This is a genomic window from Vibrio scophthalmi LMG 19158 (assembly GCF_000222585.1).
Taxonomy (GTDB): domain Bacteria; phylum Pseudomonadota; class Gammaproteobacteria; order Enterobacterales; family Vibrionaceae; genus Vibrio; species Vibrio scophthalmi.
The window spans coordinates 25,916-45,741 of sequence record NZ_AFWE01000070.1; the positions used below are offsets into that span (position 1 = coordinate 25,916).

22 protein-coding genes and 1 pseudogene are annotated in these 19,826 nt (G+C 44.1%); 13 read left to right on the forward strand and 10 right to left on the reverse strand.

Going from position 1 to position 19,826, the window contains the following annotated elements; translation table 11 throughout:
• Positions 1-146: 146 nt before the first annotated feature.
• The 3 genes and pseudogenes from RH88_RS04935 to RH88_RS24080 all read right to left on the reverse strand — a co-directional run.
• Positions 147-1,133 carry a DUF6929 family protein gene (locus RH88_RS04935; RefSeq protein ID WP_005593891.1) on the reverse strand — a complete coding sequence of 329 codons (987 nt, stop codon included), beginning with the start codon at positions 1,131-1,133 and terminating at the stop codon, positions 147-149.
• Between the two features lie 283 nt (positions 1,134-1,416).
• Complete coding sequence (cobO, locus tag RH88_RS04940; RefSeq protein ID WP_005593892.1) at positions 1,417-2,022, reverse strand: cob(I)yrinic acid a,c-diamide adenosyltransferase; 606 nt, start codon at positions 2,020-2,022, stop codon at positions 1,417-1,419.
• 29 nt (positions 2,023-2,051) lie between these two features.
• Positions 2,052-2,129, reverse strand: a pseudogene (locus tag RH88_RS24080) (hypothetical protein); the annotation flags it as partial.
• Positions 2,130-2,564: 435 nt separating this feature from the next.
• Here RH88_RS24080 and RH88_RS04945 point away from each other — a divergent pair.
• From RH88_RS04945 to RH88_RS04990, 10 genes are all read left to right on the forward strand, one after another.
• Positions 2,565-2,981, forward strand: a complete 417-nt coding sequence (locus tag RH88_RS04945; RefSeq protein WP_005593894.1) for a hypothetical protein — start codon at positions 2,565-2,567, stop codon at positions 2,979-2,981.
• Positions 2,982-3,752 (forward strand): F0F1 ATP synthase subunit A, encoded by a 771-nt coding sequence (gene atpB, locus RH88_RS04950; RefSeq protein WP_005593895.1) that lies wholly within the window; start codon positions 2,982-2,984, stop codon positions 3,750-3,752. It abuts the gene before it with no gap.
• Positions 3,753-3,806: 54 nt separating this feature from the next.
• Positions 3,807-4,043, forward strand: a complete 237-nt coding sequence (gene atpE, locus RH88_RS04955) for a F0F1 ATP synthase subunit C (protein ID WP_005593897.1) — start codon at positions 3,807-3,809, stop codon at positions 4,041-4,043.
• A gap of 51 nt (positions 4,044-4,094) precedes the next feature.
• A complete protein-coding gene (locus RH88_RS04960; protein ID WP_005593899.1) occupies positions 4,095-4,565 on the forward strand; it encodes a F0F1 ATP synthase subunit B in 471 nt (156 codons plus the stop codon).
• A 17-nt stretch (positions 4,566-4,582) separates the two neighbouring features.
• Positions 4,583-5,131 carry a F0F1 ATP synthase subunit delta gene (locus RH88_RS04965; RefSeq protein WP_005593901.1) on the forward strand — a complete coding sequence of 183 codons (549 nt, stop codon included), beginning with the start codon at positions 4,583-4,585 and terminating at the stop codon, positions 5,129-5,131.
• 12 nt (positions 5,132-5,143) lie between these two features.
• The gene (gene atpA / locus RH88_RS04970) at positions 5,144-6,685 is read left to right on the forward strand and encodes a F0F1 ATP synthase subunit alpha (RefSeq protein WP_005593903.1); all 1,542 of its coding nucleotides are present in this window, start codon (positions 5,144-5,146) and stop codon (positions 6,683-6,685) included.
• A 38-nt stretch (positions 6,686-6,723) separates the two neighbouring features.
• Positions 6,724-7,590, forward strand: a complete 867-nt coding sequence (atpG, locus tag RH88_RS04975) for a F0F1 ATP synthase subunit gamma (RefSeq protein ID WP_005593904.1) — start codon at positions 6,724-6,726, stop codon at positions 7,588-7,590.
• Between the two features lie 20 nt (positions 7,591-7,610).
• A complete protein-coding gene (atpD, locus tag RH88_RS04980) occupies positions 7,611-8,996 on the forward strand; it encodes a F0F1 ATP synthase subunit beta (protein WP_005593907.1) in 1,386 nt (461 codons plus the stop codon).
• Positions 8,997-9,012: 16 nt separating this feature from the next.
• The gene (locus tag RH88_RS04985; protein ID WP_005593909.1) at positions 9,013-9,459 is read left to right on the forward strand and encodes a F0F1 ATP synthase subunit epsilon; all 447 of its coding nucleotides are present in this window, start codon (positions 9,013-9,015) and stop codon (positions 9,457-9,459) included.
• 171 nt (positions 9,460-9,630) lie between these two features.
• Complete coding sequence (locus RH88_RS04990) at positions 9,631-10,080, forward strand: low molecular weight protein-tyrosine-phosphatase (RefSeq protein ID WP_005593911.1); 450 nt, start codon at positions 9,631-9,633, stop codon at positions 10,078-10,080.
• A gap of 22 nt (positions 10,081-10,102) precedes the next feature.
• Here RH88_RS04990 and RH88_RS04995 read toward each other — a convergent pair whose 3' ends face one another.
• From RH88_RS04995 to sodB, 3 genes are all read right to left on the reverse strand, one after another.
• Complete coding sequence (locus RH88_RS04995) at positions 10,103-10,765, reverse strand: SDR family oxidoreductase (protein ID WP_005593912.1); 663 nt, start codon at positions 10,763-10,765, stop codon at positions 10,103-10,105.
• Positions 10,766-10,952: 187 nt separating this feature from the next.
• Positions 10,953-11,456, reverse strand: coding sequence for a VC2046/SO_2500 family protein (locus RH88_RS05000; RefSeq protein ID WP_005593914.1), 504 nt, complete (start codon positions 11,454-11,456; stop codon positions 10,953-10,955).
• Between the two features lie 123 nt (positions 11,457-11,579).
• On the reverse strand, positions 11,580-12,164 hold the full coding sequence (gene sodB / locus RH88_RS05005; RefSeq protein ID WP_005593916.1) for a superoxide dismutase [Fe]: 585 nt from the start codon (positions 12,162-12,164) through the stop codon (positions 11,580-11,582).
• A gap of 377 nt (positions 12,165-12,541) precedes the next feature.
• Here sodB and RH88_RS05010 point away from each other — a divergent pair, with 377 nt between their 5' ends.
• Entirely contained in the window at positions 12,542-12,877 is a 336-nt protein-coding gene (locus RH88_RS05010; RefSeq protein ID WP_005593917.1) for a Grx4 family monothiol glutaredoxin, read from the forward strand.
• Positions 12,878-12,976: 99 nt separating this feature from the next.
• A complete protein-coding gene (locus RH88_RS05015) occupies positions 12,977-14,920 on the forward strand; it encodes a DNA topoisomerase III (protein WP_005593919.1) in 1,944 nt (647 codons plus the stop codon).
• A gap of 52 nt (positions 14,921-14,972) precedes the next feature.
• Here the strand turns inward: RH88_RS05015 and RH88_RS05020 are convergent, their stop codons facing one another.
• Together RH88_RS05020 and RH88_RS24000 are read right to left on the reverse strand one after the other, a co-directional pair.
• Positions 14,973-15,176: a hypothetical protein gene (locus RH88_RS05020; protein WP_005593921.1), complete on the reverse strand. Its 204-nt coding sequence runs from the start codon at positions 15,174-15,176 to the stop codon at positions 14,973-14,975.
• Positions 15,177-15,340: 164 nt separating this feature from the next.
• Complete coding sequence (locus tag RH88_RS24000; RefSeq protein ID WP_005593923.1) at positions 15,341-15,463, reverse strand: hypothetical protein; 123 nt, start codon at positions 15,461-15,463, stop codon at positions 15,341-15,343.
• 107 nt (positions 15,464-15,570) lie between these two features.
• Between RH88_RS24000 and RH88_RS05025 the strand changes: the two genes are divergently transcribed.
• Positions 15,571-16,488, forward strand: coding sequence for a histone deacetylase family protein (locus RH88_RS05025; protein ID WP_040757850.1), 918 nt, complete (start codon positions 15,571-15,573; stop codon positions 16,486-16,488).
• Between the two features lie 65 nt (positions 16,489-16,553).
• Here the strand turns inward: RH88_RS05025 and RH88_RS05030 are convergent, their stop codons facing one another.
• A complete protein-coding gene (locus RH88_RS05030) occupies positions 16,554-18,062 on the reverse strand; it encodes a sensor domain-containing diguanylate cyclase (RefSeq protein ID WP_005593926.1) in 1,509 nt (502 codons plus the stop codon).
• 324 nt (positions 18,063-18,386) lie between these two features.
• Complete coding sequence (locus RH88_RS05035) at positions 18,387-19,823, reverse strand: Na+/H+ antiporter NhaC family protein (protein WP_005593927.1); 1,437 nt, start codon at positions 19,821-19,823, stop codon at positions 18,387-18,389.
• Positions 19,824-19,826 lie beyond the last annotated feature (3 nt).

Below are 19,826 nucleotides of genomic sequence, written 5' to 3' on the forward strand. Positions count from 1 at the left end.
AGATAGAAATAAAAATCCCCATCACACTCAATAGAGTTTGGTGGGGATTTTTGTTCCTGAGGTTAATCACTATCCATCAACATCGTTAGACCCGTCAGTGCAACACGTTGGCCGTCAACGAACCATTCTAGCGATTAGGTTGCAGGTTACTTTGTTAGTGTGAAATTGAAGAACTCACTGGTGCCATCATCGTTATCGCTGGCGACTACACCACTGACGGCTTTATCACTTTGTTGAGTAAAGGCGACAGATTCTAGTTTAGTAATCAGGCGTTTATTGCCCTCCATCAGAGGGATCAAATTCTGGCTAAGATCGACGGTCTTACTCGTGCTGAGTTCATCAAGTTCAATTAGGCCGACATAGCTACCGAGGATCTCACCATCGTTGTAGGCATCACCTGTTGCTTCAATCGACGCGGTTATCACGAGGCTTTCAGCTTCTTCCCAATATGCCGCACCAGAAAGACCGGCTTCAAAGCCTTCGACAATAGGTAGATTGACATGATAGGCCTTAATGTCATTCACCTGATCGACAGCGCCGGCAAGATACTCTTGGAATGTTTCCAAATCCAATTCAAAAATCACATTAGAGCCACCGTTACCACGGTTAATGATAAAGGCAGAATCATCGGATGTGGCCAAGCCTTCCACGTTGATCTCTTGCTCTGCGCTGTAACCCGCTGCGACACGGAGATTTTTATAAAGTGGTTTTAGTGAACGCTCAATCTTTAGTTGTTTGTCTTGGCTAATGACAAATGCCCATTCACGCACATCTAATTTACTACCTGAACCGAGCATGACGAATGAAGGTTTGCCACTGACTTCAATGTTGTCGAGCGCTTCGAAATCAGGTTTTACTTTTTTGACGATGCGACCATTCTCACGCACAGGGTATTCTTTGATCAGTTCTTTTTCGATAATGGTAAATTCAGAGCTTAGCTGATAAAGCCAAGGCGAATCATCACCCACGGCGAAGATCTTTTTATCAACCACAACAACGCCGGAAGCCGAAGGTAAATCGTTGTTCAGCGTACGGTTAGAAAACTCGAGCGTGGTCTCTTGCGCGACGGCTATCGACGAGAATGCGCCTGAAAAAAGGGCACCAATGCAAAGCGTTAAGAGTGTGTGCTTCATCTGTTTATTTCCTTATATGTAACAAATTGCAACTTACGCTAGCACAGATATTTGGCTTGAGGGGTGGGAAGTCGGTCAAAAAGCGGTGAAGTTTGAGTCTGATTCCAGCGCTGGGGAAACAAATGTTGAAAAAGACTATTTACAGCATTATCTGAATTGAAATGCGTCGAAAAGTTATTTATGTTCTTGTTTATTAACATAAATAACAACAGCTGGCTAAGTGGGTGCCAGCTGACTGTTGAATGATTTGAGTGTTAAAAAGAACGTCGAGTGATGAAATGGTCTACCAATCGACTCCTTTGAGCGCCTTCACACCCGATTCGAATGCGTGTTTGATGTTCTTAACTTCAGAGACAGTATCGGCTATTTCGATTAGGCTACGGTGTGCGCCGCGCCCCGTGATGATCACCGATTGCATTTTAGGACGGTTGTTAAGGGCTTCGATGACCTCATCTAATTCAACATAACCATAACTGACCATATAAGTCAGTTCGTCAAACAAAATCACATCAAGATGTTCATCTTGCAACATGCGTTTGCACTCTTGCCAAACGACTTGTGCGGCATCGATATCCGCTTGTTTGTTTTGCGTTTCCCAAGTAAAACCGGTCGCCATAACTTGAAATTCAACACCCAACTTTTCAAGTAAGTTACGCTCGCCGTTATCCCAAGTTCCTTTGATAAATTGGGCGACAGCGCAATTTAAACCGTGGCCGACTGCGCGCGCTATGGTACCAAAGCCTGATGTTGATTTACCTTTACCGTTACCAGTGATGATAAGCAGCAAGCCTTTCTCTTCAGTGGCGGCAGCGACACGCGCATCAACCTCTTGTTTTACTTTTTGTTGTCTGGCTTTATGGCGGGCTTGTTTGGTCTCTTCAACTGACATTGGGAATTCCTTTCTATGCATTGGTTTGGCTACATCATAGAGCAATGCGGTGTGCAGAAAAACTGATATCTAGCCTTCAACACTAAGTAACTGAGGGTAAAAACGTCATCCTTTCCAGCCTTTAATCACTTCCATTTGTCCTATTTATCCAATTAATCAGCGTATTTATGCAGTGGAAAGTAACTTTTAAATAATGAAACAAGCAAAGATTTGGCGAGTTAGCATCAATACTTGACTAAAAATGCGCGAGATTAGCGGTGTTAACTGAGTGAATTATCATCAACACAAATGCTCACCTTGCTTCTAATGTATTGAAAAATAGAATCAAATTAATGTTGCTGTGTTTTTTTTGGTCGTTAATGGCCATTATTTACAAATTATTATCCGCTCAGAAATGGAATGATAAAGCTCGATTTTTGCAATTTCCATATTTAGAAATTAGGAGTAGTTTATTTTTCGCAACAGGAAGGCACTGCGAATAATTATATTCATTGATTCTTTTTATCGTTAGATAGAATAGAGCGAGACTAAAAGGTATAACTATGAAAGAAAGTACTGCTAGTAAAGATATATTATTGGCGATGAGGAAAATAATGTTATGCCAATTGACCTTCGGTCTTTTTGCAGTTGCATTTGAGGTGTTATCTTCATTTCATAGAGAGTTAAATATTGAATCGGCGTTGATTGGTGTTTTCTTAGCCATTATTCCAGGTATGTTTGGGATGTTTGTGGCTAGCCGTAAAGCAAAATACAGACCTAATGTTGATTTAAAAGATTTAATGCAATTAAGCGGAAGTGTGAAACTAGTCTATACGGTAATTTCGTTTGCACTCGTTTTCCATTTTTTCAAAATGCGAAATGTAGTGATATTAATCAGCTATGCCATTACGTTCCTCGGTTACTTTGTTGCGCCACTTCTATACAAACAAGTACTCGATGATGATGCTAAGGAGGCGTAGGTGGAGAGTGTACAGACTGCTCATGAGTATATTGAACATCATCTGACATTTCTGACCAAGGGGACGGGTTTTTGGGCATTAAACATGGACTCAATGTTCATGGTTTGGATTCTTGGCTTTCTTTTTATTGGGATATTTAGATACGCGGTATCAAAGGGTACGCGTGGTGTACCAGGTCGTTTGCAATGCTTCATTGAAGTTGTGTTTGAGTTTGTAAACAATTTGGTGGGTGAAATCTTCCAATCAAAAGATAAGCTAATTGGTCCAATGGCACTCACCATTTTTGTTTGGGTGCTGTTGATGAATGCGATTGATTTAATCCCAGTTGATTTTGTTCCAGCTCTTGCTCGTTGGCTTGGTTTTGATCATTTCAGAGATCTGCCTTCGGCGGATGTGAATGTTTCGATGTCGATGGCCTTAGGTGTATTTTTCTTAGTAATTTTTTATACGCTTAAAGCAAAAGGTCTAGTTGGTTTTATTAAAGAGTTAACCACTCAACCGTTTCAACATCCGTTGTTATATCCAGTAAACTTTATTCTGGAACTAGTAACGTTAATTTCTAAACCGATTTCTCTTGGTTTGCGATTATTTGGAAATATGTATGCGGGTGAAATGATATTTATCCTAATTGCATTGATGCCATGGTGGATGCAATGGGCGCTAAGTGTTCCTTGGGCTCTATTCCACATATTAATTGTTTTTCTACAAGCGTTTATATTTATGGTTTTAACTGTTGTTTATTTAGCGATGGCAGTGGAAGAACATCATTAATATTTAAATTTATTTTCTAGTTTTAAATTATATACAAATATATCGGAGTTATTTATGGATATGGTAAGTGCGGTTCTTTACGTTGCTGGTGCACTATTAATTGGTTTAGGTGCAGCCGGTGCTGCTTCCGGTATCGGTAACCTAGCAGGTAAATATCTTGAAGGTGTTGCTCGTCAACCTGATTTAACCCCAATGTTACGTACCCAGTTCTTTATCATGATGGGTTTGGTGGATGCGGTACCAATGATCGGTGTTGGTATTGGTCTATACATCATCTTCGCGGTCGCGTAATTGTCCTTAACCAGATCAAAACTAAGTACTGTCTGTTAATTAGGGGGCAAGATGAACTTAAACGCAACAATGCTTGGTCAAGCAATATCCTTTGCGATTTTTGTTTGGCTTTGCATGAAGTATGTATGGCCACCACTTGTCAAATTGCTGGATGAACGCCAACAAGAGATCGCACAAGGCTTACGCAATACTGAAGATGCCGCGCAAGCGCTCGCGTTGACTCAAGCAAATTGCGAGCAAATGCTCGATCAAGCGAAAAAAGACGTCAATAAGCTGATAGAGCAAGGGCAAAAACGTCGTGCACACATTATTGAAGAATCAGTAAAAGAAGCTGAAGAAGAGAAAGCACGCATTGTCGCTCAAGGTGATGTTGAGGTTGAAGCTGAACGTAATCGTCTTCGCCAAGAGCTTAAAGCTGAAATGGCGGATCTTGTCATTCAAAGTGCACAAAAGCTGATCAACAAAAATCTGGATACGGCATCAAACCGTGATCTTGTTGACCAGATGATTAAGCAAATCTAACGCAATAGGGAAGCAACATGTCAGATATTCAAACCATTGCTTACCCATATGCCAAAGCGGCTTTTGATTTTGCAAAAGAAAGTGACGCACTTGACGAATGGATGGTTGGGTTAAACCTCGTCACCAATGTGATGGAGCAGCCAAGTTTGCGCTCTCAAGTGAAAGCTTTAGAGCAGGGAGGAAAATCTGAGGCAGATAACTTCTTGCACTTACTGTTCTCGATATGCGATGGATTTATTGATTTGCATACTCAGAACTTACTTAAGCTGATGGCAGAAAATCAGCGCTTAGTCGCCATGCGTAGTGTTGCCGAGATTTTTACTCAAATGAAAGATGACAACGATTTACGCCTTGATGTGACGGTGTCTACCTCAGAGCCTTTAGATGATGAGCAGTATGAAGAACTGCTTCAAGCTCTTGAGAAGAAGTTTGATCGTCATATCAATCTTACGAGCAAAATCGACAAAAGTCTTATCGGTGGCATAGTCGTTCAAGCCGGCGAGTTGGTGATTGATGGTTCATTGCAGACCTCAATTCAACGTTTAGCGACCAATTTGCACGTGTAGTAGGTATTTAATATGCAACTAAACTCAACAGAAATTAGTGATCTAATTAGACAACGTATTGAAACGTTTGACGTTAGTACGCAAGCACGTAATGAAGGCACCATTGTGTCGATTTGCGACGGTATCATTACCATCAATGGCCTTGTTGATGTGATGCAAGGTGAAATGATCGAGCTGCCGGGTGATCGTTACGCATTGGCACTTAACCTTGAGCGTCACTCCGTTGGCGCGGTTGTGATGGGGCCTTACGCAGACCTTAGCGAAGGTATGAAAGTCACCGGTACTGGCCGTATTTTGGAAGTCCCTGTCGGCACAGAACTTTTAGGCCGAGTGGTTAATACACTTGGTCAGCCAATTGATGGCTTGGGTGAAATCAACGCGAAGCAATACAATTCCGTTGAAATCATTGCTCCGGGTGTCATCGACCGTAAATCGGTAGATACACCAATTCAAACTGGCTACAAAGCCGTAGACTCCATGGTGCCAATTGGCCGTGGTCAGCGCGAGTTGATCATCGGTGACCGTCAAACCGGTAAAACGGCGATGGCGATTGATGCCATCATTAACCAAAAAGATTCAGGCGTAAAAGCCATCTACGTTGCGATTGGCCAAAAAGCCTCAACCATTGCGAATGTGGTGCGTAAGCTGGCAGAGCACGGTGCACTGGAAAACACAATTGTCGTTGTGGCATCAGCATCAGAATCAGCGGCGCTACAATATTTGGCTCCTTATGCGGGTTGTACCATGGGCGAATACTTCCGTGACCGTGGTGAAGATGCGCTGATTGTTTATGATGACTTGTCAAAACAAGCGGTTGCTTACCGTCAAATTTCTCTGCTACTAAAACGCCCACCGGGTCGTGAAGCATTCCCTGGTGATGTTTTCTACCTTCACTCACGTCTACTAGAGCGGGCTGCTCGTGTAAACGAAGCGTATGTTGAGCGTTTTACCAATGGCGAAGTCAAAGGTAAGAGCGGTTCGCTTACTGCGTTACCCATTATTGAAACGCAAGCAGGTGACGTATCCGCTTTTGTTCCAACCAACGTAATCTCGATTACTGATGGTCAGATTTTCTTACAAACCCAGTTATTTAACTCCGGATTGCGTCCTGCGGTTGACCCTGGTATTTCGGTCTCTCGTGTTGGTGGCGCTGCGCAAACCAAGATCATCAAAAAACTGTCTGGTGGTATTCGTACGGCATTAGCTCAATACCGTGAATTGGCTGCGTTTGCTCAGTTCTCTTCTGATTTGGATGAAGCGACTCGCCGTCAAATTGACCATGGTGAACGTGTGACTGAATTGATGAAGCAAAAGCAATACGCACCAATGTCAGTCGCTGAGCAAGCAACGGTCATCTTTGCGGCTGAGCGTGGTTTCCTCAACGGTGTCGAGTTGGCGAAAGTAGGCGTATTTGAAGAAGGATTGATTGCTTATGCCAAATCTAACTTCTCTGCGTTGATGGCAGAAATCAATGCCACTGGCGATTTTAACCAACAAATCGAAGCCGAGCTTACCAAGCTATTAGAAGAGTTTGTTGCATTGCAATCTTGGTAACTGCGTCATCCTTGAAATAGATAAGAGCGGAGCTTTTTATGGCAAATACAAAAGAGATTCGCACGAAGATCGCCAGTATTAACAGTACGCAAAAGATCACCAGTGCGATGCAAATGGTCGCCGCCAGCAAAATGCGCAAGGTGCAGGAGAACATGGAAAAGACCCGCCCTTACGCAGCCGGTATGCGTCGAGTGATCAGCCATGTATCGGCTGGGACGCTTGAATACAGTCATCCATTTCTGATGGAACGAGAAGTGAAGCGTGTCGCTTATATCATCATCTCATCAGATCGCGGTCTATGTGGAGGCTTGAATATTAACTTATTCAAGAGAGTGCTCAGTGAGATGCAGCAATGGCGCGCAAAGGGCGTTGATGTGGATACCACATTGATTGGCTCAAAAGCGATCAGCTTTTTTCACGGTGTGACTCATGTAGTGGCTCAAACTTCAGGGCTGGGTGACCAACCAAAATTGGAAGATTTACTCGGTACCGTACAAGCGATGCTTGAACACTATAAACAAGGTGAAATTGATCGCTTGTATATTGCGTTCAATGAGTTTGAGAACACCATTGTTCAAGCTCCGATAATCAAGCAGCTATTGCCTTATCCGAAAGACGATTTGGATAGTGATGCGAAGAAAAAATCGCGTTGGGATTATATCTACGAACAAGATCCACGAGTGATCTTAGATGAGCTAATTCAACGTTATATCGAGTCTCAAGTGTACCAAGGTACAGTGGAAAATGTCGCGTGCGAACAAGCATCTCGTATGGTTGCGATGAAGGCGGCAACCGACAATGCAGGCCAACTGATCGACGATCTGCGTTTGGTGTACAACAAAGCCAGACAAGCGGCCATCACTCAAGAATTGAGTGAAATCGTATCCGGCGCGCAAGCGGTATAAAGAACATTCCGAGGTTAATAATGAGTATCGGCAAAATTGTAAAAATCATCGGCGCTGTCGTTGACGTAGAATTTGAAAATAATACCGGCCCACGTGTGTATGACGCGCTGCGTTTGGTGGATGAAGAGTTTTCATCACTGGTATTAGAAGTACAACAACAACTGGGTGGTGGCATTGTACGCTGCATAGTAATGGGTTCATCAGACGGCCTACGCCGTGGTCTTGCGGTACGCGCAACTGGCGAGCCAATCACTGTGCCCGTGGGCGAAGAAACCCTTGGTCGTATTATGAACGTATTGGGTGAACCCATTGATGAGTGTGGCCCTATTGGTGAAAAACTCAGTTATGGTATTCACCGCCCAGCACCAAGCTATGAAGAGCAAGCGAATAGTACTGATCTATTAGAAACTGGCGTAAAAGTTATCGACCTTGTGTGTCCTTTTGCCAAAGGCGGTAAAATTGGTCTGTTTGGTGGTGCCGGTGTTGGTAAAACCGTCAACATGATGGAGCTGATCAATAACATTGCGAAAGCTCACTCTGGGTTATCGGTTTTCACTGGTGTTGGTGAACGTACCCGTGAAGGTAACGATTTCTACTTTGAGATGAAAGAAGCCGGTGTACTGGATAAAGTGGCGATGGTTTACGGCCAAATGAACGAGCCACCGGGTAACCGTCTACGCGTTGCACTAACAGGCCTAACCATGGCTGAACGCTTTCGTGATGAAGGCCGTGACGTGCTGCTGTTTATCGATAATATTTATCGTTATACCCTTGCAGGGACAGAAGTATCAGCGCTGCTAGGTCGTATGCCGTCAGCGGTTGGCTACCAGCCAACGTTGGCTGAAGAAATGGGTGTGCTTCAAGAGCGTATCACCTCTACTCGCTCAGGTTCGATTACCTCGATTCAAGCGGTATATGTACCAGCGGATGACTTAACGGATCCATCACCAGCAACGACTTTCGCGCACTTAGATGCAACCGTGGTGTTGTCTCGTAATATTGCAGCGCTTGGTTTATACCCTGCGATTGACCCACTGGACTCAACATCACGTCAATTGGATCCATTAATTGTTGGTCAAGAGCATTACGAAGTCGCACAAAATGTACAGATGACACTGCAACGTTATAAAGAGCTGAAAGACATCATCGCGATATTGGGTATGGATGAGCTATCAGAAGAAGATAAACAACTGGTGTCGCGCGCACGTAAAGTAGAGCGTTTCCTTACTCAGCCTTACCATGTAGCCGAAGTGTTTACTGGACAAAAAGGTGTCTTTGTTCCGCTTAAAGATACCATTGCAGGCTTTAAAGGCTTGTTAGCAGGTCAATATGATGACATTCCAGAACAAGCCTTCTTGTACTGTGGTTCAATTGATGAAGTGCTAGAGAAAGCCAAAAAACTATAACGGCTAAGGAGTACATATGGCGATAGCAGTAAGTGAAAATACCTTTGAGCTTCAAATTGTCAGTGCTGAAGGTACGATCTTTTCTGGTCCTGCTCATGCCTTAGCGATTTCTGGTGCCAGTGGTGAGTTAGGGATCCGTCCTGGTCACTCACCACTGATCAGTAACGTTAAACCGGGTATTGCCAGTTTTGTGACTAATCTTAAGCAAGAACCAACCATCTTGTACATTTCAGGCGGAATGCTTGAAGTACAACCAGATACGGTGATGGTGCTAGCAGATACAGCGCTGCATGGCGAAGAGATTGACCAAGCTCGTGCTGAAGGTGCCCGCCAAATGGCATTAGACAACATTAACCACTCTCACGTGGGGAGTGCGAGCTTTGAGCAAGCACAGTTGGAACTGAGCAAAGCCTTGGCTCAATTACGAGCAGTAGAATTGGTAGGGCGCTTTAAGCGCCACTAAACAGTCACATCAAGCTGATAAAAAGGATTGAGTACAAACTCAATCCTTTTTTATCGCAAACAACACTTATCTTCACTTTCCGCTAAAGGACATTTGTGCTGATGGCTTATCTCGCTATGATAAAGACAGGCCAGTGAAATGGCATTAAAGAATAACGGCAAGGGACTCAAGATGAAGAAAATACTGGTAGTTTGCATGGGCAATATTTGTCGCTCACCCACAGGTGAAGCGGTGTTGCGCGCTAAAGCGAAGCAACTTGGCTTAGAAGTAGAAATTGATTCTGCTGGCACAATTGGCTACCACCAAGGCAACCTTCCTGACGCGCGCTCAAGAGAAGCAGGCGAGCGCCGTGGTTACTCATTTAAAGGGATCCGCTCTAGACAAGTTGAAGTGGCTGATTTCGCGTATTTTGATCTTATTTTAGCCGCGGATCGTGCCAATGTTAGCGACCTAAACGAAATTTGTCCTGAGCCATACCAAGACAAAATTAAGCTCTATCTAAGTTATGGACAATCTGAACATCAAGAGATTCCCGATCCCTATTATGGCGGAGAGCAGGGCTTTGAGTTGGTGCTCGACCTGCTGGAAGAAGCGGCCGAGCAAATACTGCAACAGTCATGAGTTAGTTTATTGATTTTGGCGATTAGGCGGCCACGACTCGGCCGCTGAAATAATCATTAGCAACGATATATTCGGTATTTCTGATCACGTCATCTTGTACTTCAGCCCAGTGCTGACCATTTTTTTCGCTGCAAGGAACGACCCCGCCAACTCGAATATTGAATGGCGTTAATTCTTTCGCCCAGCTCTGGGTAAATCCCGCCACCATAGAGGAAGCATTATCAAATCCGGTGATAGCCTTGTTCTCGGTATGACCAATAACATTCACAATCACGCCATTCTTTTTCTCATTTCGCATACGCTCTGCTGTGGCTTGACCAAAGCTAAATAGAGTATTGGCCATCATGGCAAGGTGCTGTGAAAATACGTGGCTCGCCCCTTGGTCAAAAATGTCCGGCATCGCTTCGGCTGTGAAACTGTTGATCAATACATCGGGCGATGAATTCAGGGTGCTGTCCATGAAGTTGAACAGTTGGTGGATAGATTGAATCGAATGATCGTCTAACGGGTACTGATGAACATTATCGGTTACGCCACGACAACGTTGATAGGTTTCGTTGAGTAGACGTTTATCTGTATCACACACAACCACCGTTGCGCCAAGTGATGAAAAGTGTCCCGCTAAGGTGCTGCCAGTTTGTGATCCTGCGGTTGTCACTAATATCACCGCGCTTCCTATATTCATAAACAAACATCTCCATATAAAATTGGACGAAAATTCTGTTCACAAAGAATGGTAGATAAAATGTTATTTAGATGTGAATAAGGTCAAATAAGTTGTGTATATATTTCACCAAGTGTCCATAACTTGCGTTTATTCACATTCTGTTACCGCGTTACAGTATGTGTCACTTATTTGAGAGCAACGAGGACTAGGCTTGAGTTTGAATTTGATAGGTACGCTGAGCCGTGACCAGCTGATTATATAAATCAAAGGGCATCAGCTTTTTCGCCACTTTACTGCCGAGTTGACTCTGCTGGTGAACGGAAAGGTTATGGTAAACCTCTTCGGGGAGATCGTGAGTTTGTTCCGGCCGATAAACCAGCACTTCCGGTACCAGATAGTGCGCCAACTTTGCACTGGCTAAACCACCATGGTGGAATTGGTGTGCCTGTTGGGCTGAGATCTGGTAAGAACTTTGATCGGACCTGAGTTGTTGCGGTGCTTGCAGATCGAAGCGTTGCCGTAAAGAGGCATCGGTAATTTCAGTCGTGTCAATTTGTTCGACCGGCGTGTTATCACGCACATCGTTAGAGAACATTGAGACCAGTAATGCAAAGTCGGCACGACGCCCTTCATGGACAGCGTGGTTAATACCACGGCTGAAATGAAGCTCGCTGATGGTGCTGATGTTATTAATGGTTTCGACTGGCATTTTGTTCCTCTCTGCTCAGTTAAATTAACGGCGAGAGGGCGAGAAACTTTAAGTAATTTTGTTACCAGAATAAAAAAAGCCTGCTAGATGCAGGCTTTTTAATCAATTTGCGCTTGGGCTAAATTATTTTGCTAGGTTTTCTGCAACGAAATCCCAGTTAACCAGTGCCCAGAAGCCGCCCATGTAATCAGGACGAACGTTGCGGTAGTCGATGTAGTAAGCGTGTTCCCACAGGTCAACCGTTAGAAGAGGTGTTGTACCTTCTTCTGTCAGTGGTGTTGCTGCGTTAGAGGTGTTCACGATCTCTAGAGAACCGTCAGCTTTTTTAACAAGCCAAGTCCAAGAAGAACCAAAGTTGTTGATTGCAGAATCAGTGAACTTTGCTTTGAATTCTTCGAAAGAACCGAATGCAGCGTTGATTGCATCTGCAACTGCGCCTGTTGGTTCGCCACCTGCGTTTGGCGCTAGGCAGTGCCAGTAGAACGTGTGGTTCCAGATTTGAGCTGCGTTGTTGAATACGCCACCAGTAGAAGTTTTAACGATCTCTTCTAGTGTTTTGCCTTCAAACTCAGTGCCAGGGATAAGACCGTTTAGCTTAACAACGTAAGTGTTGTGGTGCTTACCGTGGTGGAAATCTAGCGTTTCAGCTGAGATGTGTGGTTCTAGCGCGTCTTTTGCGTAAGGAAGAGCTGGTAGTTCGAATGCCATTGCTCGGTTCTCCATTATAGGTGGAAAGAGTGACCTCTTTCGATTGCTTCCAATTAATTGTTATTTTATCCGAATCGGCCTAGGTCGATTCGACTGACTTGCCGCCTAGTTTAGCAAGTTTTTGTCTGAATAAAAGCATGCAAATGTAAATTATCTAGGCGAAAGTTGGCATCTAAGTGTTTATTAAAGCACACAAAATACAAGGGATTAGCAGCAAAATGTTGTAAACGTGGGCACTATTCACATTCTTTAACGATGACTTTTCGTCATAGCTAGGAAACAAACAGTCTAATTCCTTAAATATTCTGTGCTTTTTATTCTGCGCTAATGGTTTAGAATATGGCGATATATTGCAGTAACGCCATCAAGAGGAAGCAATGGAAACTATTGATAAAATTAAGCAGCAAATCGCTGAGAACGCAATCCTTCTATACATGAAAGGTTCACCAAAACTACCAAGCTGTGGTTTCTCTTCTCAAGCTGCACAAGCACTTATGGGCTGTGGCGAAAAATTTGCTTACGTTGATATTCTGCAAAATCCAGATATCCGCGCTGAGCTTCCAGCTTACGCACAGTGGCCAACTTTCCCACAATTGTGGATTGAAGGTGAGCTAATCGGTGGTTGCGACATCATCATGGAAATGTTCCAAAAAGGTGAGCTTCAACCATTAGTGAAAGAAGCGGCAGCACGCGTACAAGGTGATGCTGAATAAGCATTACTATTGAAAATACTGTTTAAATTTACAGTTTTTCTTGAATTATTAAGGCCACATTGGATAATGTGGCCTTATTTATTTGTGCAGATTTAATTTATGTCTCGTCTGTTTATCGCTGAAAAACCAAGCCTTGGTCGCGCTATTGCGGCGGCTCTACCCGGGCCAAAGAAAAACGATCAAGGGTTTATTCGCTGTGGTAACAATGACGTGGTGACGTGGTGTATTGGCCACTTGCTAGAGCAGGTTGAGCCAGACGCTTATGACGAGCGCTATAAAAAATGGAATCTGGCTGATTTACCGATTGTGCCGCAACAATGGCAGCTCCGACCGCGTAAAAGCGCCAGCAAACAGCTGACAGTGGTGCGTAAACTCCTCAAAGATGCCGATCAAATTATCCATGCAGGCGACCCTGATAGAGAGGGCCAATTGCTGGTGGATGAGGTACTTGATTATTGCAAAGTCACTAAGAGCAAAAAAGAGTCTGCTCAGCGCCTTTTGATCAGCGATTTAAACTTACCTGCCGTTAAACGCGCGCTTGCCAGTATGCGCAGCAATCGAGACTTTATTCCGTTGTCAGTTTCTGCATTAGCGCGCTCTCGAGCGGATTGGCTTTATGGTATGAATATGTCCCGAGCTTATACCTTGCTTGGGCAAAAAGCGGGCTATCAAGGCGTACTGTCTGTTGGCCGAGTGCAAACACCGGTATTAGGTTTGGTGGTGCGTCGCGATGAGGAAATTGAAAACTTTATTCCGCGTGATTACTTCTCTTTACATGCCTTAATCCCTTATCAAGGTGAGTCTGGTGGCTTTGATATCCGCGCAAAATGGCAACCAAGTGAAGCGTGTCAGCCTTGGCAAGATGAAGAAGGTCGCGTGCTCAATCGAAAATTAGTTGAAAACGTTGCCGCCCGGATTGTCAATCAACCGGCCACTGTGATTGAATCAGAGCAGAAGCAAACCAAGCAAACTGCGCCACTTCCGTATTCTTTGTCTGCGCTGCAAATTGATGCCGCCAAACGCTTTGGCATGAGTGCCCAACAGGTACTCGATACGTGTCAGTCTCTCTATGAAAAACATAAGCTGATCACTTACCCGCGTTCTGATAGTCGATATTTACCCGTAGAACATTTTGCGCAAGCTCCGTCAGTGTGTGAGGCGATTGCCAATAATGCTCAAGAGTTGGCAAGTGCTGTGCGCGGCGCCAATTTAAGCCAAAAGTCCAAAGCGTGGAACGATAAAAAAGTGGATGCCCACCATGCCATCATTCCAACCCCTAAAAAAGCAACGCAGAACGCACTTTCTTCCTATGAAATGAAAGTCTACCAACTGATTGCACGCCAATATTTAATTCAGTTTTATCCTGCGGCTGTCTATGCTGAGGCAAAGCTGGTGTTTGATATTGCTGGTGGGAAGTTTATTGCCAAAGGGCGTCAATTAGTGATCGCTGGCTGGAAAGCGCTGATGGGGAAAAGTGACGATGAAGATAGCGGTGTTGACAGCGTCCCGCCATTGGAAAAAGGCCGGGTGTTAACTTGCCGTGAAGGCGAATTAAAACAACACCAAACGGAACCACCTAAGCACTTTACCGAAGCGACGTTATTGCAAGCCATGACAGGGATTGCTCGTTTTGTTGCCGATAAAGAATTGAAAAAAATTCTGCGTGATACTGACGGTTTAGGTACAGAAGCGACTCGCGCGGGTATTTTGGACACCTTATTCAAGCGCCAATTATTAACGCGCCAAGGTAAAAGTATTTTAAGCTCTGCCGCCGGTCGAGGCTTAGTTAATGCTTTACCAGATGAGTCAACCTATCCGGATATGACGGCGCATTGGGAGCATCAGTTGCAAGCGATGGCAGAACGTAATCAAGCATATCAACCCTTTATGAGTGATTTGCTCGCGAGAATGGATGCATTGATGGGACACGTAAAACAGGGCGTCGTACCAGAATCCTTGCGTTATTTGCCCAAGGTGGAAAGGCCTGCATTCAAACGTCGTAAGCGCAGTACAAAAAAATCACCATCCGCTAAGAAATCATAGAACGATAATATTGTGCTGATGAAAGCGGCATAGTGATGATGCCGCTTATCGATCAATCAAACAGGTTTTCGTTATCAACGATGGCCCCTTTTACGTCTGTTTGTGTTAATACCCGTTTGCCTAATTGATTTTTGACCTGTCGACCTAAATCGACAAGGGCATCTCTATTGGCTTGGGTTTGCCGTTTACCTGTACTTCTCAAACAATAATTTAGTTCGTGATCTTCACTAAAGTTAACCAAATGTCGGTCAGCCATGCTCATGCTCCTTATTGAGTGAAATCATAATAAGTCTGGAGCGAAGCGCAAAAAATTCAAGCAATCAGAAAAAAATAATGGATTTTACGTTTAAAAATGCCATGACAGTATTGGAGCTCGGAAAGCATTAAGGTCACTGGCGGTGTATGAATAAGGGTTATCCTTCAATACATTAGCAACCAATAACTGACTGCTGCAGAGATCACCATCATGGTAATAAAGGCCATCACAGCACCGATTGATCCGGCGATGACGCCAAGCAAAAGCATTAAACGAGAAGGGCGCATAACTTACAAATCTAATTGATAATTATTTACATTAAATCTAAGTTGTCGATTAATAGCAAGCTGTTAACATAGTTTATCTTGATTTTGATGTGAATACTTGCCTATCCATGATTCCAGTCATCTACCATCCGATCTACTCTCAGTTGTCTCTCCCGGAGGGGCATCGCTATCCAATCGATAAATATCGTCTTCTTTATCATGCGCTTACTGACAAAATGCAAGGAGAGTGGGCAAATCGTTTTATGGTCTTTCAACCTAAGCCGTTAACTCAAGCGACGATCAGTCTGTATCACTGCTCTGACTATATTGGTGCTTTGGTAACTGGCCAGTTACCAGCAGTGAAAATGCGTCGAATTGGTTTCCCTTGGAGTGAAGCGTTGATTGAACGCACATTTACCTCGGCGGGTGGTACTTGGTTGACGACGCAACTGGCAATCGAGCAGGGGATCGCTATCCATCTAAGTGGTGGTTATCACCATGCGCACTATGATTTTGGTAGCGGATTTTGCTTAATTAACGATTTGGTTCTCAGTGCCAAACAAGCATTAACGCTGGAAAAGATAGATCGAGTTTTGATTGTGGACAGTGATGTGCACCATGGGGACGGTACCGCAACCATGTGTAGCGATGATGAACGTATTATCACGCTCTCTTTTCATTGCGACAAAAATTTCCCGGCTAGAAAACCAAATTCGGATATTGATATTGGATTTGCACGAGAGACACAAGATAACGAATTTCTGGAGCATTTTTACTCTGTGGTTGAAACAGCCATTAACTTGTATCAGCCAGATGTGATTATCTACGATGCGGGTGTCGATATTCATCAAGATGATGAGCTTGGTTATTTTAATATCTCAACGCAGGGATTATATCAGCGTGACCGCTTTATTCTTGCATTAGCGCAGCAACGCAACATACCGATTGCTTGTGTGGTCGGGGGCGGTTACCGCACTGTGCATCAAGACTTAGTCCCAATGCACATGCAATTGTTGTCTGCGAGTGCAGATCTTTTCCTATTATAAATTTGCCGCTTAGGCGGCAGTAACTATTGTGCGGTAACTATTTCGCAGTAACTATTTCGCAGTAACTATTTCGTAGTAACAATGACCGCACAGTTTTTTCCTGCATGTTTGGCTTGGTACATAGCCATATCTGCTTGATGCATTAATTCATCGAGATGGGTGTGTGCAGAGCGCTCTACAATCCCCCCGATACTAATGTTTATTTGGTCATAAACCTGCGGCGCGACCTCGATCGGAGCTTGCAGCATCTGGATGAGTTTATTAGCCAATTGTTCTGGCTGGTCGAGATGTTTGTCATTGTGCAATAGCACGGCGAACTCATCACCGCCTAGTCGACAAAGTAGTGCATTATTGCCAAAGGTTTTGGTCATCATCTCCGCAACGTGGATCAATGCCTTATCCCCGGTCGCATGGCCGTATCTGTCGTTGATAGATTTAAAATCATCAAGGTCGATGTAAATCAAACATAGCGGCTTTTGCCATTTCGTATAGGAACGAATGAGCGGTTCAGATTTACACCTAAATGCCCAGCGATTAAGTAAGTTAGTCAAGCTATCGTAGTGTGCGAGATAGTGTATCCGCTTATCGTCACGATATTTACGCAGTTGATAGTGGGTGATTAGCGCGGCAAGAACCGCACTAATACCAAAGCCCAGTACAAACAACGTAGAGTGCGAAATCAGTGCATTATACAGGTTTAACTGCTGGTCAAATGAACTAAACGAAACCAATTTCCATCTTGTCGAATCATTGCCGCTAACGTGATATTCCTGAAAACAATAAGGGTTATCACGGCCAAGACTGCCGACAGACTCGATTGTCATGAGGCCGTTTGTGGTTTCAAATTGACCTTTTTGAGTTTGTTTTATTTGTTCGGAAACCGTAGGAAACTGCGCATAAATAGTTGCTGATTTTGATGCGTCGAACATGAAGGCGAATTCAAGCTCAGGCTTGGCACGGTTGTACAAAAACTCACCTGCGCTATTAATCAGCATATAGTTAGTACCACTATTGAGATTAAACAGCTCAAGCCCGTCCAACAGGTGATGCGCTAGATAGTTGATGATCACGACACCTTGTTTAGTACCCGACTCATCAAATACTGACGTTGCAATACGAATCATTGGCTTGAATGGTATTTCAATTTGATCATGTTCGATATTGAGGTCGAGAGGGGATACATAGATTTTCCGGCAGCCGAGCCGCAGTACTTCATCGAAATAGTAACGGTGTAGTTTATTTTGCAGTGCCTCTTTAGGCACGATAGTCGGTAGCCCATCATTGAAATTGATGCGAACGACTTCATTGCCTTTTATATCGAGATAGCGGATTTGATCATAGATCTCTTTACGATGGCTAATCACTTTAAGGGCATTGGCAAACTGGTGAAGTTGCCACTGTTTTTGTTCACTATCTGGTAGAGCCGCGGTCTGATAGATCTTCCGCTGCGTCAAAATATCTGCCAGTAATGCGGTTTCTTTTACCACTGAGCTCATTACCCACTCGATGTAATCTTTTTTACCTTCCAGTAGCGCTTTTTGTTGCACTTGAATATTACTGGCACGTGTCTCCATCTCCGAATTTAGGTCGTAGTAAAAAAATGGCGATAAACATGCAATTCAATAAGAGAAAGATTGCGATGAATCGAGAAATGGAAAAACGGAATTCAGAGATAGGTAAACGGTTCATTCAGTGGTTATAGTTTGTCGTTGGCGGGTGGGGAAAAAGCAGAAGATTATAGGTAGCAGGCAGAGATTTGGGTAGTGAAATATGCAAAAAACTGAGTATTCTCAATAGCAAAGAGTTATTGGTTTTTGGAATCTTACGAAGTAATCGTTTCCTATAAAAAAACCAGCGCATTTCAGCGCTGGTTTTATTAGTAGAGGCTCAGTTAAGGGTTAGCCCAGCATACTAAAGCCGCAGATGGTAAAGAGTACCGTTGCCATTAACCCGGTTACGATCGCGTAGGGGAACTGAGTTCGGATGTGATCGATATGGTCGTTTTTCGTCGCCATAGAAGAGACAATACCGGTATCACTGATTGGAGATGTCATGTCACCGAAAATTGCACCAGAGATGGCTGCTCCAATCATCAATTGTGGTTCAATACCGACTGCGGCGCCAATCTGAATACCGATTGGGATCATGATGGAGAAGGTGCCCCATGATGTTCCGGTAGAGATACCCATTACAACAGCAATTAAAAATACGAAGGCAGCTGAGAAACCGGAAGGGATCACGCCGTCGATCGCTTGGGTAATGTAGGCACCGGTATTGAGATCACCCGAGATGTTACCCATTAAGAAAGCCAGTGTCATGATCGCACCAAGTGGGATCATCGAGGCGTAGCCATCAAATAGGTGAGTAAAAAAGCTGTCGATGGTCAAAAGTTTCTTACCAACGAAGTAAATAAATGAGCACAGCGTTCCTAGCATCACGCCCCAAAAGACAGAGGTTGAGCCTGAGCCATTGGAAATGTCGCCTCCACCAGTAATGTACAAACCAATCGGAACCAACAAGATGGTGGGAATCAGCGGAACCAAAAAGTTAAGCAGTGATTCTTTATCCTGAGCCGACTCGACAATGCTCACATCGTCTTCCGATGTAATCGGGAAAGCGCCGTCACGCAGTTCTTTACCACTGGCGGCTCTTACTTCCGATTCACCCATTGAGCCCCATTTGAAACCCGATAGGATATAAAACAAAACGGACGCTAGCGATAGCCAGGCCATAAAGTTGTACACCATTGAACCGGCTAAGATGGCAAAGGGTTCGCCATCAAGAAATCCTTTCGAGACTTGAACGCCGATAACGCCCATCATTGCCGCGCCCCAACCATTGATCATAATACTCGAGCACACAGACACACACGAAGCTTGGATAACATAAGCCATCTTTTCGCGTGATACGCCGTAGCGCTTGGCCAGCTCACTGGTGGATGTGCCTGCGGCCATGATAGAAATTGATGATTCAATGAAAATGACACTGGTAATGAACATTGCCAGTAATTGAACTGCTTTTTTGTTGTTGATGATGTTGGCTTTTTCGGTCAAATAACGCACTAGCGCTTTAGTGCCGCCTGTGACTTGGATAAGACGGATCAGTCCGCCAACCATAAAGCAGAACAAAATGGTTCTTGTTGAACTGGCTGAGGCAAAAATGCCGACAATACCATCTAATGTCGATTCCACGCCGAGTAGCGGATTAAAGCCATTTAGCACGGTGAAGCCGACAAAAATACCCGCCAGTAAAGATAGAATCACTTGTCTGGTCACAATCGCCAGACCAATCGTAACCAAGGGGGTAATAATGGTCCAAATACCGTAATCAACCATTGC